This window comes from Streptomyces sp. NPDC019890 (genome assembly GCF_044903445.1).
Taxonomy (GTDB): Bacteria; Actinomycetota; Actinomycetes; order Streptomycetales; family Streptomycetaceae; genus Streptomyces.
This window is the reverse complement of the sequence record NZ_JBJDQK010000019.1, coordinates 13,121-29,392: the sequence shown is the minus strand read 5'-3', so window position 1 is coordinate 29,392 and position 16,272 is coordinate 13,121. Positions and strand designations below refer to the sequence as shown.

Below are 16,272 nucleotides of genomic sequence, written 5' to 3'. Positions count from 1 at the left end.
TGTGCTGCCCACCGGACCCCTCCCCCTTACCGACGGTAACTATCGCGTTCGGCGCAGGAGCATACGGAGATCGCGCATGACCCGGAAGCCATGCGTGGGCCCATTCGTTCAATGGCTGGAAAATGGAAACATGTCTCGACGCAGTTCCCGCTCCGGCGGCAAGGCCCCCGCCCTCTCCGACACCTCGCCCTGCCCGTGTGGGCTGCCCGCCGCCTATGGCGAGTGCTGCGGCCGCTTCCACTCGGGAGAGTCGGCCGCCCCCACGGCCGAACTGCTGATGCGTTCCCGCTACAGCGCCTTCGTCGTCGGGAACGAGGCGTATCTGCTGCGTACCTGGCACCCCTCCACCAGACCGCGGCACCTCGAACTCGACCCGGGAATGCACTGGACGCGGCTGGAGATCCTGGACACCACGGACGGCAGTGCCTTCCACTCGTCCGGCACCGTCACCTTCCGAGCCCGCTACCGGCACCACGGAAAGCGCGGGGCGCTGCACGAGCGCAGCCGCTTCGAGCGCCAGAACGGCGCATGGGTCTATGTGGACGGAGTCTTCGTGGAGTGACCAGGGCTCCCGGGCCGGGGCCGAGCGGGTCCCGGGTCAGTGAGCGCGCGAGGGCTTGATGATCAGTCGCGGGTTGTAGGCGGCCAGGATCTTGTTGGCCATGGCCAGCGTGGACAGGGCGTGCTCACGGTCCGCCCGGTCCTCGGTGCACAGCGGAGCACGGAACCGGGTCACCTCGCGTGCGGCGCACTCGGCGTCGATCTCCGCCTGCAGAATGTCGATCGGCATGCAGGAACCGATCAGCGCGGCGACGCGATCGGGGATCGGTACCGGAATGAGGGGCGACGCGGTCACGTGTAGTCCTTCTTCTTCTCTGTCGAGCGCCGGAGGTCGGCGGCTCACCCCTTCATACGTACCGGACACGCTTCCGGATTCGACGGCGGGGATGTCTCTGTGGGGCAACCGTTTCGGATCACCCGTTGATTCCCGTTGCGCGGGAGTGAGTCGACGCCCGCACAGGTGCTGAGATCCCGTCAACTCCCCGCCCGCGACTCGCGATCAGGAGCCGACCCCACTGCGCGACCCGCCCGGCCGGCCGCCTCCGGCAGCACCGCCGACATACCTTACGCGAAGGCGGACCAGGCACCCCAATCGATCATCGTTCGCCGCAAAAGCGACGACGGGGGAGTGGGGGGCCCGTGCTCACTCCCCGGGGGTGGAAAACACCTCGGCCAGGTCGTACCGGACCGGCTCCTCCAGCTGCGCGTAGGTGCAGTCTGTGGCGGCGCGGTCCGGCCGCCAGCGGCGGAACTGCGCCGTGTGCCGGAATCTGTCGCCCTCCATGTGGTCGTACGCGACCTCGATCACCCGCTCCGGCCGCAGAGCCACCCACGACAGGTCCTTCTTGCCCGTCCAGCGGCTCAGCGCTCCGGGGAGCCGGGCGCTCTCATGGGCACTCTCCTCGGCCCAGGCCGCCCAGGGGTGGCCGTCCGGAGGGTCCATCAGCAGCGGCTCGAGCTCCTCGATCAGCTCCTCGCGGCGCTTCATCGAGAAGGCGGCGCAGACGCCGACGTGCTGGAGCGCGCCCGAGTCGTCGTACAGCCCGAGGAGGAGTGAGCCGACGATGGGGCCGCTCTTGTGGAAGCGGTAGCCGGCCACGACCGTGTCCGCCGTGCGTTCGTGCTTGATCTTGAACATCAGCCGGGCGTCGGGCCGGTACGGCAGGTCGAGCGGCTTGGCGATGATCCCGTCGAGCCCGGCGCCCTCGTACCGCTCGAACCACTCCTGCGCCCGCGCGGCGTCGGTGGTGGCGGGCGCAAGGTGCACGGGCGGAGCGGCGTTCTCCAGTGCGGCGGCCAGCGTGGTGCGCCGGACCGAGAGCGGTGCGTCCAGCAGAGCCTCGTCACCGATGGCGAGCAGATCGAAGGCGACAAAGCTCGCGGGGGTCTGCTCGGCGAGCAGCTTCACCCTGGACTCGGCCGGGTGGATGCGCTCGGTGAGCCGGTCGAAGTCCAGCCGTCCCTCGTGGGCGATCACGATCTCGCCGTCGACGACACAGCGCGCGGGGAGATTGGCCAGCAGATCGGCGGCCAGCTCGGGGAAGTAGCGGGTGAGCGGCTTGCCGGTCCTGGAGCCGATCACCAGCTCGTCGCCGTCCCGGTGGACGATCGCCCGGAAGCCGTCCCATTTGGCCTCGTACTGCATACCCGGCGGGATCTTCTTCACGGGCTTGGCCAGCATGGGCTTCACGGGTGGCATCACGGGCAGATCCATACGCCGATTGTCCAATATGCGATGAATCTCGGCACGGCCTACGCTGACGGGCATGGCCGGAGCGATGGAACTGGAAGTGGGCGAGCGAACCGTACGCGTGTCCAATCCGGACAAGGTCTACTTCCCCGACCGCGGCTACACCAAGCTGGACATGGTCCGGTACTACCTCGCTGTCGGCGACGGCATCACCCGTGCCCTGCGGAACCGGCCCACCACCCTGGAGCGCTACCCCGACGGAGTGACTGGCGAGTCCTTCTTCCAAAAACGCGCCCCCAAGTACCTCCCCGACTGGATTCCGACCGCCCACATCACCTTCCCCAGCGGCCGGTCCGCGGACGAGATGTGCCCGACGGAACCCGCCGCCGTGCTGTGGGCCGCCAACCTCGGAGCCGTCACCTTCCACCCCTGGCCCGTACGCCGCGACGACACCGACCACCCCGACGAGCTGCGCATCGACCTCGACCCGCAGCCCGGTACGGACTACGCGGACGCGGTGCACGCCGCGCACGAACTGCGGGCAGTGCTGGACGAGGCAGGGCTGCGCGGCTGGCCCAAGACATCCGGCGGACGCGGGATCCATGTCTTCGTACCGATCGAACCGCGCTGGACCTTCACCCAGGTCCGGCGCGCCGCGATCGCCGTCGGCCGGCAGCTGGAGCGCCGCATGCCGGACCGGGTCACCATCAAGTGGTGGAAGGAGGAGCGCGGCAAGCGGATCTTCGTCGACTACAACCAGACGGCCCGGGACCGCACCATCGCCTCCGCCTACTCCGTACGTCCCCGCCCGCACGCCCCGGTCTCCGCGCCACTGCGCTGGGACGAGATCGACGACGCCGTGCCGCAGGACTTCGACATCAAGACGATGACCACCCGGTACGCCGAGCTGGGCGATGTCCACTCGGACATGGACGACCGCCGCTTCAGCCTGGAGAGCCTGCTGGAGCTGGCCCGCCGGGACGAGGCGGAACACGGCCTCGGTGATCTTCCGTATCCGCCGGAGTATCCGAAGATGCCGGGCGAGCCGAAGCGGGTCCAGCCGAGCAGGGCCCGGCACGACGACGCCTGAGCGCGCCGCGCCGGGCCCCGGTTTCGTACTACAGCTCCTTGACCCGGATATTGCGGTACGAGATCACATCCGTCGTCCCGTGGACCTGGAGGCCGATGTAGCCCGACGCGTACCGACGGCCGTCCGTGCCCGGGTCGTCGGCGCGCGGCGGTAACTCCTGGCCCTCCTCGACCTTGGTCAGCCGCACCATCCGGCGGGCGCTGACGCTGACGCGGATCCGGACGCTCACGCGGACGCGAAGACGGGCGGCCACAACCGCTGAGGCTTCAGAGCCAGGCGTTCAGCGCCGCAGCCGCAGTTCGAACCGCTCGGCGAAAGCCGAAAGCGTCTGGTTGAGCCGGCCGATGTCGTCATCGGTGTTCTTGGCCGTGACCTGGATGCGGATACCCACCTTGTCGCGCGGGACCAGCGGATAGGCCGCCAGCGTGACGTAGATCCCTCGGTCCCAGAGGAACGTCGCGGCCGCGTCCATGTCCGCGCCGTCGGCGAGGGGGATCTCGATGATGGGCAGCCCGCTGGCGTTGGGCGTCCAGACGCCCAGGGCGCTCAAATGGTCCAGTACGCGCATCGTCTTGCGGTACAGATCGGCGCGGATGGCGTCGCCGCGTTGGTCGTTGAGGTCGAGGCCGGCGAGCGCGGTGGCGAGGGAGGCCGTAGGCGAGGGGCCGGAGTAGAGGTAGGGCGCGGCTGCCACCTTGAGGTGATTCTTCAGCCAGGTCGGAAGCGCCAGGAACGCCAGCAGGGAGGAGTACGCCTTGGAGAATCCGCCCACCAGCACGATGCCGTCGTACGTCTCGCCGAGATGACGGACGACGCAGTTGCCCCGTGAGCCGTACGGGGAGGACTCGTCGGCGCGGCGTTCGCCGACGATCCCGAAGCCGTGCGCGTCGTCGATGTACAGCACTGCGTCCCGCGCCCGGCAGACGCCCGCCAGCTCCAACAGGTTGGGCACGTTCCCGGTCATGCTGTCGACGCCGTCCAGGCACACCAGCCGGGTGGAATCGGCCGGCACGGCGCGCAGCAGAGCATCGAGTTCGTCGGGCCGGTCGGCGTGGAACCGCTTCACTTTCGCGCCCTGTCCGCGGGCGACCAGACACCCGTCGTAGACCGTGCGGTGTGCTCGTGCTTCGACGAAAACGTGTCCCTCCCCGGCTAGCACCGGGATCACGGAAGCGTGGATGAGGGTGATGGTCGGCAGCAGCAGGGTGTCCGGCGCGTCGAGCAGTTCGGTGAGCCGTTCCTCGATCTCCGGATAGAGACGGGGGCTGCCGATCAGCCGCGACCAGCTGGGGTGGGTGCCCCAACGCTGAATCTGTGGTTCGACCGCCTCCATGATCTCGGGTTCGAGGTCGAAGCCCAGGTAGTTGCACGACGCGAAGTCGATGAGCCAGTGATCGCCGCAGCGAATGTGCCGGCCGCGCACCTCGTCGATGACCGCGTCGCACATGGGGCTGGACTGCCGCAGGTGTTCGAGCTCTCCCCAGCGTGGATCGCGTCGCGCGCCGCCGGGTTCCAGTGACGTCCGCGCGGAACTCACCTCCACCGTGCCCCCTCCTGCGGACGACGACGGCTGGCCCACGCGGGCCGTGCTGTGGCGGCGGCGCGTCGGCGAATTCTTGGCGGTGCCGTTGATCAGGCGGGGTGCACGGTGTTCCCGAGCGCTTCGCAGGAGTTGTTCCCCCTGGTCCGCTGTCATCGGTCGGGCGAAGAGGTATCCCTGTCCGAACCGGCAGCCCATTGCTGCCAGCCGGTCGCGCTGCTCCACCTCTTCGATGCCTTCGGCAATGACCTGAAGGCCGAGTGTGTCGGCGATGCGCACAATACCCTCGACCAGAGCGACTTGTTGGTCATCGACACCGACGTCATCGATGAATGACTTGTCGACCTTGAGTATGTCGATCGGGAATTCCCGCAGATAACTGAGCGAAGAGAAGCCGGTGCCGAAGTCGTCGATCGCCATTCCCACGCCGAGGTCTTTCAGCGTTCTCATCACCGAACGGATCTGATCGTCGCGGTGCATCAGGACGGTCTCCGTCAGCTCCAGCACCAGCGAACCGGGCGCCAGGCCGGACGTGTCGAGGACGCGGCGCACCTGGTCGAGGAAGCCCGGGTCGCGGAACTGGCGGGCGGAGACATTCACGTTGATGTTCAGCGCGTCCGGCCGTGGCACCACCTGTTGCCAGTGGGCGACGTGGGCGGCGGCGTGCTCCAGTACCCAGGCGCCGAGCGGCATGATGTGCCCGGTCTCCTCGGCGAGTGCGATGAACTGACCCGGGGGCACCAGGCCACGCTGGTCGTGCGGCCAGCGGACCAGCGCTTCGAAGCCGGCGACATCGCCGCTGGCGATCTCCACGATCGGCTGATAGCGCACATGGAACGACTCGGCGGCGATCGCGCTCTCGAGGCTTGCCTGGAGTTCGTGCCGCTCCAGCATTCCGGTGTGCAACCGCGCCTGGTAGCGGCGCCACTGCCGCTTCCCGGCCGTCTTCGCCGCGTACAGGGCCAGGTCGGCGTGGCCCAGGAGGTCTTCCGCATTGGCGCTGTCGCGTGCGGTGGCTATGCCGACGCTGGCCGAGAGGCTGATCATTCCGCCCGAGAGCCGGAACGGCTGGGTGAGGCTCTGGATGATCTGTGCGGCGAGCACTTCCGCGACCGCAGGGTCCTTGCCGCCCTCCATGAGTACCGCGAACTCGTCGCCTCCCAGACGTGCCGCCGTGTCACTGGCGCGCAGCGTCCCGGACAACCGCCGTGCCACGGCGATGAGGAGTTCGTCCCCGACCGAGTGGCCCCTGGTGTCGTTGACCACTTTGAAGTCGTCGAGGTCGACGAACAGTACGCAGGTGACGGTGGAATCGCGGCGTCCGCGCAGCAGCGCGCGGTCGATCCGCTCCAGCAGGAGCACCCGGTTGGGCAGACCGGTGAGCGAGTCGTGAAAGGCACGGTGCGTCAGTTCGCGCTCCAACTGCCGCTGCTCGGTGACGTCCCGCAGCGTGAGAACCAGTCCGTGGACGGTCTGGTCGTGCCGCAGATTGCTGCATCTGGCCTCCACATCGATGCGCCCGCCGCCGTGCTTGACGACCTGCCAGTCGTCGCGGCTGTCCTGGTCGTCCTCGGCGCGCATCCGCGCCAGGGAGCGCATCGCACGGTCGCTGTCCTGTGGCGCGACGAGTTCGGTGAGCCCTACCCCCTTCAGAGGGGTGCGGCTGAACATCCCTTCGGCGGACGGGCTCGCGTATTTGACGGTGTTGTCGTCGTCGAGGATCAGGATCACGTCCGAGGCGTTGTGCACGAGGGTGCGGAAGTACGCCTCGCTGTTGCGGCGGTTGACCTCCTGGCCGAGGGCCACGCGTTCCACCGCCAGCGCGGCCTGCGAGGCCAGGGTCTCGAACGCGCCCCACCGTTCCGCCAGGCTGTGCTCCGTACCCGTGATGACGAGAGCGCCGACCAGCGCGTCACCGGACGGACGGTCCCTGAGGGACAGCGGACACAGCAGCGCGTTCGGCAGATCCTCCCCCAACTCGGTGGCCGCGGACGCTCCGAGGTCGTCGACGCTTACGACCTGTGTCTCACGGGCGAGAAATCGGGGCAGCCACGCGTTGGCTGTCTCGTCCGTCCAGCTGATGTGCCAGTTCCAGGCGCGCGACTTGGTGCGTACGGTGTGGAGCCTGGTCTCGCCGGGATCGGTGGTCAGCAGCACGGCGTCGTGGCGGGTCCCCGTTCCGAAGAGCAGTTCCGCCGCTTGTTGGATCGAATTTGCGATCTCCTTCACGCTGGCCGCGGCCACCAGGGTTGCGGCCGCCACGCGCAGGCCCCGTTCGCGGTTCACGGCCTTCAGGTGAACTGCCACCAGGCCCGACAGCCGGCCGAGTACAAGCAGGAAGAGAACGGCGGAGAACACCGCGATGACAGCCGCGTCGTGGATGTTCCCGCGCAGGGATTCGTACAGGAGCATCGCGGGGGCGATCAACGAGGCCAGGGCGAGCACGGCGAGCCGCCGGGCGTGGATCCCGGGCTGCCGCTCGGGCATCCGTTCCGTCAGTTTCACCATGGACGGATGCAGTGCCGCCAGCCCCCATGCGGTGAAGAAGACCACCCAGCCCAGGTCCATCGGGGTGCCGACCTGCCAAGCCCCTTCGAGCTGCAGCAGTCCGTACAGCACGTCGGAGACGAGGATGCCGATCGTGCCGACGGTGAGGAGCTGGATCGCCGGGCCCCGCAGAACGCCGGGCGTGAGCAGCCGCGCGAGCATCGCCAGCATCAGTACGTCACCGAGTGGATAGGCGATCGAGATCGCTCGTTGAATCCATGTCATGTCGGCGGCCTGGGCGTTGGGCGTGATGAGGAAGACCCAGGAGAGCAGCGCCAGCCCGGACGTGAGGATCAACGCGTCCAGCAGGCTCGCGAGGTCACGCCCTGTGGTGCGGTACCGAATGAATCCGAACAGCCCGATGGCGAAGAGCGGATAGGTCGCCAGATAGAAGACGTCGGCGAGCGAGGGAAATGGATTCTGCTGGTGGAAGAAGGTGTTGAGCACGTTGTACGTCGTGTCGCCCGCGGTGAAGGTGAAGTTGGCGGCGGCCAGCACCAGCCATGGCCAACGGTGGGCCGGACGGTTGATCCGGATCCCCACGAGAATGGCGCAGACGCTCAGGAGACCGATCACGGCCCAGCTGACGTCGTGTCGGCTGGGCATCGTCAGATAGACGACGGTGGGCGGGATCACGAGTACGACGTATCCGGCCATCAGGCGCTGGACCCGGGTCAATGAGAACCGCCTCCTCACCACCATCGGACACGGGGCGCTGCACCGTCATCCTGTTCAGAAATATCGGCCTATTCATCACTTTTTTGATCATATGTCCGCTATGGGCAAGCGGCGACCGGAGGTCCGGAGCGCCCCATAGGCCCGCAGTCGGGCCACTTCTCCGCGATCAGCTTTCGCGAGGGCGCGCCACCGGTTCGCGGCGGCGTCGTGATCCATCGCTTTCGATATCAAAGGGCGAGTTCGCCTGCCCCGTTCGTCCGATTTGCGGGAAATGTAATTCGCTATGGCGGATATCACATAAAAGGCGCTGGGAATCGTCAACTCGGTGGCGCGCCATAACTCCTGAGGGTGTGTAGAACGCTCGATATGGGTGTCAGGACAAGGACGGCAGTTGCGTGCCGGATTCTGCTCGCGCAGAGTCCATAACCGTTCAGCCCGCTCTTGCGCAGTTGCAATGGCAGGCCTATTGCCGTCGGGGGGCGAAAGGTCACCCATTTCATGCTCAGAAATTCAAAGCACCGCCGAAAACTGACCACCCGGACGAAGGTTTCCGCCCTCGCGCTTTCCTTCGGCATCGTTGCCGCGGGCAGCGCCGCATGGGCCGGCCAGTCGCAGCCGTCGACCGGGGTGGTCGTCGACTCGCTGTCCCTCTCGGCGGCATCCGGCGGTCAGCTGAAGGCCACCGCGAAGGTCCATTCCGCTCGTACGATCAAGGTGCAGGCCCTTACCGTCGCCGTACGGTCCGCAGGGGGCTCCAACTACGACTTCCCCGGGGCGACTGCGCCTACGCTGAGCCCCTCGCAGACGACCTTCACCTCCGGCAGTCGCACCTTCCCCGCCGGCACGTACACCGCCTTCGTCGCGTACAAGTACAACAACACGTGGCACAACCTGTCCCCGGTGAAGACGTTCTCCGGCGGCACGGCCGCCCCGGCGCCCGGTTCGACGCCTTCGGCCACCGCGTCGCCCAGCCCGGCCCCTACCTCGACCTCTACGCCGGTGGCAAGCCCCAGCACGTCGACTTCGGCGGCGCCGTCCCCCAGCCAGACGACGTCGACGAGCGGCGCCGCGCCATCGGGTATCCCGGGCACCTGGCGCCCGGTGTTCGCGGACGAGTTCAACGGCACCAGCCTCGACGGTTCGAAGTGGAACCCGAACTGGCTGGGCTGCCCCACCTGCACCACGAAGCCGGTCAACTCCGGCGAGCTGGGTGCCTACGCCCCGTCCCAGGTGAGCGTCAGCGGCGGCTCGCTGCACCTCAAGGCCGAGAAGCAGGCGACCACCGCGTCCGACGGTAAGACCTACGCCTACCGCTCCGGCCTGGTCGAGAGCAACGGCAAGGCCCAGTTCACCTACGGCGCCTTCGAGGCCAGGATCTACACCCCGGGGTCCGGCGGGCAGATTTCCAACTGGCCCGCCTTCTGGACGGACGGACAGAACTGGCCGGAAGACGGCGAAATGGACATCATGGAGGGCCTCGGCGGCGGCAAGGCCTGCTGGCACTTCCACTCTCCGTCGGGCGGCCCGGGCGGCTGTGCCCCCGGTGACTTCACCGGATGGCACACGTACGGAGCCGAGTGGAAGCCCGGATCCGTCACGTACTACTACGACGGCAAGCAGGTCGGCCAGATCACGACCGGCATCACCTCGTCGCCGATGTACCTGATCCTGAACAACGGCGTCAGCACCGAGCACGGTGGTCCGATCGCGACCCCGGCCGACATGATGACCGACTATGTGAGGGTCTGGCAGCACTGACCGTCCAAGGCCTGGCGAAGTTGAGCCCCCGGGGTCAAGTACCTGACCCCGGGGGCTCAGCGGTTGCAGGGGCGAGGGCCTGGCCTGTGGTGACCGAGGAGACGAGCGGGGCCCCTACTGCTGTTCCCGTATCACCGCAAAGAGCGCCCGGTCCGTCGGAAGGCCGGCGGCGTCGAAGGCGCGATGGCGGCCGAGGTGTTCGATTCGCCCCCCGGCGCAGGTCTCCTGCAGGTACTCACTGAGCCAAGCGTCCGGCGTCGGCACCATGCGAGGAAGACCGAACGACTCGGGCATCTCGTCCTCGCCGCTGTCGAAGAACATCACCTTGCCGGTCCGGGCCCAGAGCTCCCGAAGCAGGTCTGTGGCGGTGTCGAGGCCCTGGTTTCGCACCAGGTGATGCCAGAGGGACAGCACGAGGGTGCAGTCGGTTGCCGGCAGCAGGCCGAGTGTGTCGGGTCGAAGCTCGAGCTCCATCACCGCCACGTTGTCCAGCTGGTTTCGTCGCACGGCTGTCGTCGTGGTCCGAACGTATTTCGGGACCGATTCGAGCGCGACCGAGGGTACCCCACGGCTGGCGAGCATTATCGGGAAATAGCCGACATTTGAGCCGACATCCATCGCGCTCTTCACGCCCAGCCGCTCGATGACCGGCTCCATCGCCACCCATCGCGACCGGCTGCCGACCGCTCGCTTCGCCTTCCGCACCGGTAGGCCCGGGACCGGCTGGTAGACGCCGTCGGGCAGGGCATCGAGCTTCAGGCGGACCAGATCGATCGCGTCGTCGAGTATGCGACGCGCCTGCCGCATCAGCCGAAGCGACGGGATCCCCTGGTGGAGGCGCACCATGCGCGTGGAAGCCTGAGTTCCGTCCAATTGGCCCACGGGTCAACCCCTATTGGCTCATTCTGCCAGAATATGACCTTTTCACCTTGTATTTCACGATAGTGGATACCGAAGGCCCACGCTCGTCCGAGAGGGCCGGGGTGGATGGCTTTCGGCCGGGCCGCGGGTCGTGGTGGTCGTCGTCGACCACCACCTGCCCGTGTCCTGGGTGCCGCTACTGCGCCAACGCATGCGTCACGTTGCGTGGCTCTGCGGGTGTTCGGACAATGAATCGTGGAAGCGGGAGACTTGAGTCAACACTCCGACTCCTCCTGTTCCGCTCGCCGGAACACTGGGCCGTGGTGTCCATCCGCCTGGGCGGGGTCGTGAGGAGGCCATCCGTGAGCCACCACCAGGCACCCGAACACGAGCCCCGGGAGTGGGACATCCACACCGGTGATGGCGTGATACGGGCCGTGAGCCCCGTGCCCCGTGAGACCTGGGCGCAGGTGCTCGCCACCGACCCCGGAGCCATGGCATTCCACTTGCCGCAGTGGCTGGACTGCATCTGCAGCGTCGGTGGCTGGCAGGACGCGAGCCGGCTCTACCGAACGGCCGAAGGACGGGAGCTCGTCCTGCCGATGGTTCGCCGACCGGGACGGCTCCGTGCGCTCTCCTTGCAGTCCTCCTTCCCCCCGTATTGGGGAACGGGCGGCATTCTGGCGTCCGGAGGAGTCCGCCCCCACGAAGTCGACATGGTCCTCGCCGACCTCGCCTCCGACCGAGCACTGCGCACCAGCGTCCGGCCTGCATTCGCCGCTGCCCCCGCGTGGCCGGGTGGGGCACCGGGGGTCGTCACCGTGCCCCGGACGATCCATGTACTGGATCTCGACGGCGGCATGGACGCCCTCTGGTCGCAGCGATGGTCCGGGAAGTCACGAAGGTGGCTGCGCTCCGCGGAACGCAAGGCCGAGCAGGGCGGCCTGGTCATCGAAAGCGGCCACTCGCCCGAGCTGGTGGCCGCCTTCTACGACCTCTACCTGCGATGGCTCGACCGGCGCGCGCGGGAACGGCACCTGCCCCCGGCTGTCGTCCGCAGCCGTGGAAAGCGTGCGGAGCCGCTGGCCAAATTCCAGGCGGTAGCAGCTTCCCTCCCAGGCACCTGCCGCATTCTCGTGGCCAGACTTGACGGGGAACCGGTGGCCGCCACGATCCTGCTGCTGCACGGATCCATCTGCATCTACTGGCGCGGCTCGAGCGACAAGCGGACGGCGGGTCCGCTGCGCGCCAACCAGTTCCTTCAGCTCCGCTCCATCAAGGAGGCCTGTGATGCAGGCTGCCGCTACTACGAGATGGGGGAATCGGGCGGGGTTGCGTCGCTGGAGCGATTCAAGGCCAACCTCGGCGGACGCGTACAACACCTCGCCGAGTACCGGCTCGAGCGCTTGCCGCTCACCCCGCTCGAGGATCAGCTGGGCCGGATCCGCAGGGCCGCCGAGGCCCGTCTCGGCAACCGGCGGAGCTGAGCGCGCAGCTACTTGGGTCCGACCAGGCCCCCGTCCGCCGGCGATGCCGACCGGCTCCCTACTGGCAGCCAGAGCGGCTTCCGCCACCACAGCCACGCGGCCACCACACTTTGGGCGATGAGCCACCCGGCCCCAACCCCCGCAATGCCCAGGGGCGGCAGCAGCACCCAGCTCAGCCCGGTGGCCAGCGAGCAGACGACGGCCAGGATTCCGATCAGCATGCGCATCCGGCGCTGGGCCCGGCAAGCGCTCATGGCCGTAATGACGACCAGGTTGGGAAGTGCCGACAGAGCCACCAGACGGAGCAGACCCGCCCCGTTCTGGGCGTAGTCGGTGCCGAACACGCGCAGCACGAGTGGCGCGGCCGCACAGAGCACCAGTACTCCCACAATCTGCAGCATCCCGGCGTGTCGCAGTACCCGCCGACAGTGCTTGAGCAGCTGAGCGGGGTCGTTCGCCGCCTCGACGATGAGCGACTCGCCCATGCTCGCGTTCAGTTGGTACAGCGTGAACCCGGCGAGCCAGGCCAGCGAGAAGTAGGCGGCCTGGTCGGGTCCGCACCGGTTGAGAACGATGATCGGGAGCATGGCGGTCGCGCCGAGCCAGAAGAGCGCTGCCACGTAGTCCGCCGCAATGTATTTCGGCGTCGGTCTTGCCGTGTCGGCCCGCTCGTCCGGCGGGGTGCGGGCGTGCCGGGGGAAGGCCCTTGCATACAGGAAGCTGTTGGTGAGGATTACGGCGAGGACCACGGCGAGGGCCCAGGAGAGCAGGATTCCGGTCGACTTCAGGACGGCGGCCAGCACGCCGACGAACACGATCTTCCCGACCGCGAACACGGCGTTCTCCCACACCACCCAGTCCGGACGTCGCAGGCCGGTCAGCACACCGTCCTGGATGACGAAGACCGCGTATGCCGCAGTCGCCAGGACGAAGCATCCACCGAGCAGCGGCTCGCGCAGGAACCGCAGCCCCGGAGAGATCCAGGGCACCAGGAAGAGAAACATCCCTGCAAGGAACACGGAGAAGACACAAGCGCCCAGATAGGCCCTGGAGACCAGCAGCCGGGTGCGGTCCCCCGCGGTGGGCACGAACCGGAGCAGCACATTGGTCAGGTTGAGCTGGCCCACCCCGGCCAGCAGCATCATCGCGGACACTGCCGAGTAGTTGCGGCCCACCGCACCGGGGTCGTACCAGCGAGCTGCCAACGCCCAGTACGCCGCCCCGAGAGCCGCTGTCAGCAGTGAGTTGAACGTCAGCACGTGGCCGGTGCGCAGCAGGTGGTCCTTGGACTGCCGCACGGGGCTCACCGTGCCCGCCGGTCGTCGGGCATCCGGTCCGGCCGACGGCGCAAGGTGACTCCAGCCTGTGCGCAGCCCGGACGAGGAGGCGACGGGTGATCCGCACAGGGGAACTGCGTTACCGGAGACTCCATCAGGCGGCCAGGGATAGCGTGGCTTTCCAACAATCGTCGTTCCCCTCAGGCTAGATCGAGGACGGGTACTCTGCCACCCAGGGGGGCCGGCCCTGCACGCTGCGCGACACCCGCTCCCTGGGCCCCTAAGCGTCCTCGAAGTGGATCAGGCGCTTGACGGCGCTCCGCAGCCGGCGATCGGCGGCCGAGACCGGAAGCCGCTCGCGGCGGAAGGCAGGGGTCGAGCGACTTTCGGCCCCGAAGCCGTCCTTGAAGTGGGCCAGCGAGGACCCCGGTCGGGAGTCCCCCAGGTGGTAGTACCTGGAGCCCGCCTCGCACGCGTCCTCGACGGCGAGGCGGTGGAGCAGGAAGTTCGCCCGGACCGGGTGGGCCAGATCCCGGTTCATCGCACCACGCCAGTACTTCGCGTGGTGGCCGTGACGGAGGACGACAATCGCCGCGGCGGGCTCGCCGGCGCACCATGCCAGGTAGATCGCGCACGATTCACCGAACCGATCGGCAACAGCCTCCAGCCGCCGCCGCGGGAAGCTCCGGGTCTGGCGCCAGCGGGCGAGCGCCAGCGGCTCGTGCTGCTGCCTGGCCCAGCGCACCATCGACTGTTCGTACAGGTCGTAGAAGGCCGGCACCAGCCGGCCCGTGCGGTCGACCTCCACCTTGATCGCGGACCGCTCGGCTCGGCGCACCGCCCGTCGGACACGCCCGCGGAAGCGCTGGTCCCAGACGGTGCCGAAGCCGCCGTCCAGGTCCAGCACCTGCGTCATGTGTTCCTCCGCCCGGAAGCTCTGCGGCGCCGCCCGCGCCCACACCGGGTCGGCGCCGGGCCCGAACCTGACGCCGACCAGGAGCGCCGGGCGCCGCGCGAGGTCGTCGAAGACGACGCGGGCCTCCGTCTCGTCGGGCGTCCCGGGGGAGACCAACGGCCCGCCGATACCCCAGTCGGACGGCCAGGAGTCCTCGCCGACCAGCCTCGCCGGCCACCCTCGCCGCCGGGCCAGTGGTACGACGAGTCGGCGCCCACCCTCGAATTCGTACAGTCGGCTGGCGTCCTCGTAGGGTCCCGTCGCACAGATGCAATCGAGCCACGTCGGAGTCTGGCTGGCCAGGGCGTTCCCGTCCGCAGAGGCCAGCTGTCGCCAGACCGCCCGTGGGGCGGGACTGGTCACCCGCACCGGGCCCGACGCTGTGGCCACCGGGTGCGCGACGGCTGAGTTCATGACTCCTCCTGCCGGGCGTGAGGGGACGGGACTAGGGCCTGTCTTCCGGATCTTGCCGGGCTCATCCGAAAGACAGGCCCTGGAAGCCCGGGACAGGGCGGAGACCCTGGCCTCTTCACCGAGGTTAGACGGACAAGAGGCGCACGGCCTCTTCGACGCGACGCTTGCACGAGGCCGCGCTCGGGTCGCCGGGAGTCGGCCGCTACCGTCGCGCCACCTCCTTGAGCACCGGCACCACATTGCCCGCGACCCAATGATGGCTGCGTCCGTAGCGCGCCGACTTCTCCGCGTTTCCCGCCACATGCCACAGCCAGGTCAGCAGTGGCAGCACGTCTTCCTCGGGACCTTCGTCCGTGGGCGGAACATCTGCTTCGGCGAGGAGGCGGCGGTCCTCGGGCAGCAGGGAGCCGCGCCGCACGACATCAGCCACGATCTGCCCCAACTCCCGTCCGCCGCGCTGGTGCCGGAGGGTCAGGACGAAGGTGTAGGCATCGATGGCGCAAGGGCCCTCCGGACGGGCGTTCGCCCAGTCGATCACCCCTGTGAGCGTCCCGTGCTCCCCGTTCAACAGGATGTTTCCCGGGTGGAAGTCCCCATGGGTCCACGCAACCGTCAAGGTGTGCCCGGTCAGACCGCTGCGGAGGCGCTCCCTCAGTGCTTCCGTGGCGGCTGCGCCGCGGCCCCGGCGGCACCACGGGATCTCGTCGGCCAGGATGGCCAGCTGGGGGTCGACCCAGTGCCCGATGCGGGACGTGACGCACTCCAGCCTGCCGGTCGCCCGGTGCAGCTCGCGGACCGCCCGGAGCGCGGAGGCCGTTACTTGCCGAGTGAGGTGCGGAGAGCGCCGCAGCAGCTCGTCGCCTTCGACACCCGGCAGCCGGCCTTCCGCCACCAGGGGAAGCCGCCCGCCGAGCCGGCACACTTCCACCGGAGGCAGCAGCCGCCGCCACTCGTCCAGACGGTCGTCGAAAGTCAGATCCCGCACGGCATCGCACCCCCGGGCGAGTGACGCGGCAGCTCGACTGCTGCGGGGATGCTTGACCACCAGCGGCCGATTCTCGTCCTCCAGCTCGAACACCAGAAGATCGGAGACCGTCCTCTGCAGCCGGTGCAGGTCGCGGAAGCCGGCGCGGTCAGCGCGCAGCTGGTTCGCCAGATGGCGGGCCGTCAGCAGGTCGGCGGGCCGGGTGAGCAGGCCCCGGGGACGAAGGGGGAGGAGGCCGCGCAGCCGGGACCCCCACACATCAGCGCGAGGGAAGGCATCTTCCACGGACCCTCCGTCCGATTGGCTCACAAAGGATCATTTGTCACAGTATGTCGTTGCAGAGTCGATGGCGATCGGACGGCTCACTGCGGTCGAGCAGACGGCAACTCCCGCGACCCACTGCGCTCGCGCCAGGGCGCGCCGGATCCG

Annotated in this window: 12 protein-coding genes; 4 read left to right on the top strand and 8 right to left on the bottom strand. The window is 68.4% G+C overall.

Features of this window, described 5'->3' with window-relative positions; all coding sequences use genetic code 11:
• Positions 1–130 precede the first annotated feature (130 nt).
• Positions 131–562: a YchJ family protein gene (locus tag ACI2LP_RS31765; protein ID WP_404727997.1), complete on the top strand. Its 432-nt coding sequence runs from the start codon at positions 131–133 to the stop codon at positions 560–562.
• A gap of 36 nt (positions 563–598) precedes the next feature.
• Here ACI2LP_RS31765 and ACI2LP_RS31760 read toward each other — a convergent pair whose 3' ends face one another.
• Both ACI2LP_RS31760 and ACI2LP_RS31755 read right to left on the bottom strand, forming a co-directional pair.
• Entirely contained in the window at positions 599–856 is a 258-nt protein-coding gene (locus ACI2LP_RS31760) for a hypothetical protein (RefSeq protein WP_404727996.1), read from the bottom strand.
• Between the two features lie 348 nt (positions 857–1,204).
• The gene (locus ACI2LP_RS31755; protein WP_404727995.1) at positions 1,205–2,275 is read right to left on the bottom strand and encodes an ATP-dependent DNA ligase; all 1,071 of its coding nucleotides are present in this window, start codon (positions 2,273–2,275) and stop codon (positions 1,205–1,207) included.
• A 52-nt stretch (positions 2,276–2,327) separates the two neighbouring features.
• Here ACI2LP_RS31755 and ligD point away from each other — a divergent pair, with 52 nt between their 5' ends.
• The gene (gene ligD / locus ACI2LP_RS31750; RefSeq protein ID WP_404727994.1) at positions 2,328–3,341 is read left to right on the top strand and encodes a non-homologous end-joining DNA ligase; all 1,014 of its coding nucleotides are present in this window, start codon (positions 2,328–2,330) and stop codon (positions 3,339–3,341) included.
• Between the two features lie 28 nt (positions 3,342–3,369).
• Here the strand turns inward: ligD and ACI2LP_RS31745 are convergent, their stop codons facing one another.
• Together ACI2LP_RS31745 and ACI2LP_RS31740 are read right to left on the bottom strand one after the other, a co-directional pair.
• The gene (locus ACI2LP_RS31745) at positions 3,370–3,570 is read right to left on the bottom strand and encodes a hypothetical protein (RefSeq protein ID WP_404728019.1); all 201 of its coding nucleotides are present in this window, start codon (positions 3,568–3,570) and stop codon (positions 3,370–3,372) included.
• Between the two features lie 51 nt (positions 3,571–3,621).
• Entirely contained in the window at positions 3,622–8,106 is a 4,485-nt protein-coding gene (locus ACI2LP_RS31740; RefSeq protein ID WP_404727993.1) for an aminotransferase class I/II-fold pyridoxal phosphate-dependent enzyme, read from the bottom strand.
• 498 nt (positions 8,107–8,604) lie between these two features.
• Between ACI2LP_RS31740 and ACI2LP_RS31735 the strand changes: the two genes are divergently transcribed.
• Positions 8,605–9,864, top strand: a complete 1,260-nt coding sequence (locus tag ACI2LP_RS31735; RefSeq protein WP_404727992.1) for a family 16 glycosylhydrolase — start codon at positions 8,605–8,607, stop codon at positions 9,862–9,864.
• A 114-nt stretch (positions 9,865–9,978) separates the two neighbouring features.
• Here ACI2LP_RS31735 and ACI2LP_RS31730 read toward each other — a convergent pair whose 3' ends face one another.
• Complete coding sequence (locus tag ACI2LP_RS31730; protein WP_404727991.1) at positions 9,979–10,710, bottom strand: hypothetical protein; 732 nt, start codon at positions 10,708–10,710, stop codon at positions 9,979–9,981.
• Between the two features lie 377 nt (positions 10,711–11,087).
• Here ACI2LP_RS31730 and ACI2LP_RS31725 point away from each other — a divergent pair, with 377 nt between their 5' ends.
• Complete coding sequence (locus ACI2LP_RS31725) at positions 11,088–12,212, top strand: GNAT family N-acetyltransferase (RefSeq protein ID WP_404727990.1); 1,125 nt, start codon at positions 11,088–11,090, stop codon at positions 12,210–12,212.
• Positions 12,213–12,220: 8 nt separating this feature from the next.
• Here ACI2LP_RS31725 and ACI2LP_RS31720 read toward each other — a convergent pair whose 3' ends face one another.
• From ACI2LP_RS31720 to ACI2LP_RS31710, 3 genes are all read right to left on the bottom strand, one after another.
• On the bottom strand, positions 12,221–13,510 hold the full coding sequence (locus ACI2LP_RS31720) for a lipopolysaccharide biosynthesis protein (protein WP_404727989.1): 1,290 nt from the start codon (positions 13,508–13,510) through the stop codon (positions 12,221–12,223).
• 259 nt (positions 13,511–13,769) lie between these two features.
• Positions 13,770–14,858, bottom strand: a complete 1,089-nt coding sequence (locus ACI2LP_RS31715) for a GNAT family N-acetyltransferase (RefSeq protein ID WP_404727988.1) — start codon at positions 14,856–14,858, stop codon at positions 13,770–13,772.
• Between the two features lie 202 nt (positions 14,859–15,060).
• Entirely contained in the window at positions 15,061–16,128 is a 1,068-nt protein-coding gene (locus ACI2LP_RS31710) for a phosphotransferase family protein (protein WP_404727987.1), read from the bottom strand.
• Between the last annotated feature and the right edge of the window lie 144 nt (positions 16,129–16,272).

Excerpts from the sequence above, each read along its gene's own strand:
- ACI2LP_RS31765 (WP_404727997.1), top strand. The coding sequence starts at position 131 with ATGTCTCGACGCAGTTCCCGCTCCGGCGGCAAGGCCCCCGCCCTCTCC.
- ACI2LP_RS31755 (WP_404727995.1), bottom strand. The coding sequence starts at position 2,275 with ATGGATCTGCCCGTGATGCCACCCGTGAAGCCCATGCTGGCCAAGCCC.
- ligD (WP_404727994.1), top strand. The coding sequence starts at position 2,328 with ATGGCCGGAGCGATGGAACTGGAAGTGGGCGAGCGAACCGTACGCGTG.
- ACI2LP_RS31735 (WP_404727992.1), top strand. The coding sequence starts at position 8,605 with ATGCTCAGAAATTCAAAGCACCGCCGAAAACTGACCACCCGGACGAAG.
- ACI2LP_RS31730 (WP_404727991.1), bottom strand. The coding sequence starts at position 10,710 with ATGGTGCGCCTCCACCAGGGGATCCCGTCGCTTCGGCTGATGCGGCAG.
- ACI2LP_RS31715 (WP_404727988.1), bottom strand. The coding sequence starts at position 14,858 with ATGAACTCAGCCGTCGCGCACCCGGTGGCCACAGCGTCGGGCCCGGTG.